This is a genomic window from Pseudomonas psychrophila (genome assembly GCF_001043005.1).
GTDB classification, from domain to species: domain Bacteria; phylum Pseudomonadota; class Gammaproteobacteria; order Pseudomonadales; family Pseudomonadaceae; genus Aquipseudomonas; species Aquipseudomonas psychrophila.
Genome location: NZ_JYKZ01000036.1, coordinates 1 through 887, shown reverse-complemented (window position 1 = coordinate 887; position 887 = coordinate 1). Strand labels below are relative to the sequence as shown.

Below are 887 nucleotides of genomic sequence, written 5' to 3'. Positions count from 1 at the left end.
GCGCTGCCAGTTGTTTGTTCGGGCCGCTTTCCTACACCAAGCTAACCCCCGGTTATCCCGCTATATCACCCATGGGCTGTGTATCGTGGACCCGTGATTGCTGGGCGAATGGCGGGGTTGATACCAATGTCATGGTGAGCAACGGTATTACGTTCGATCAGGCGATCAGAGCCTGGGTGAACAAGTTCGGCACAAGCGTGACGAGAAGCTATGGTTATGCCTACACCGTACAGCCTGGATGGGTCGCTGAGGTGTGCGGGGCATGGTCCACTTACGGCAGGGGGTTTTATGGGTTGGTTCCGGGCTCGGTCTCGTGTGTCCCGGGAACGATCCCGGCCAATCAGTGTACGGTCTCCGGGGCAACCGTGATCCTGAATTACGGACCGTTGAAGCTCGGAGCAATCAATGGTGTGAAAAAAGAGACCACTCGAGCGGTAACGTGCGCGCGCAGCGCTGCGGTCCGTTACCAGGTGTCTGTAGGGAACCCGTTCGCCATTGGCAACGGCATCGACAGCCTGATTACGGTGAACGGGGTCAGGGCGGGCGAGCTGATCAACCTGCCGTCTGGTACCTCGGTTCTGAGGATTGCTTCCACGCTGACCGACAAGGGTGCGCAAACGGGACGCTTCTCAAAAACCGTGGTGTTGATCCAGAGTTTTATGTGATCGGCCTGGCTCCGGGGCAGGCCGCTTGCCCCGGAGCCAGGCCTCATGTTCGATGCCGCTCAAGCGCATCCAGCACCTGCTCCATTGCCGTGTACTGTTCGTCGACCCGCTTGGCCAGCTGTCTCCAGTTAGGCGCCAGACAACCCTGTTCAAGGTCTTCGCAACACTGGGCCAGATGCCTGGCCTTGATCATTCGTGCGCCACTTTTTACCTTGTGCGCTA

Annotated in this window: 2 protein-coding genes; one reads left to right on the top strand and one right to left on the bottom strand. The window is 58.6% G+C overall.

Annotated features, from left to right (window positions below):
• Nucleotides 1-665, top strand: a 665-nt coding sequence (locus TU76_RS23890; protein ID WP_204369341.1) for an MrpH family fimbial adhesin, incomplete at its 5' end; no start/stop codon positions are given.
• Between the two features lie 43 nt (nucleotides 666-708).
• On the opposite strand, the gene TU76_RS25940 is transcribed toward TU76_RS23890, so the two are convergent.
• Nucleotides 709-887 (bottom strand): Hpt domain-containing protein (locus TU76_RS25940; RefSeq protein ID WP_162207971.1); only part of this gene is annotated, 179 nt, incomplete at its 5' end.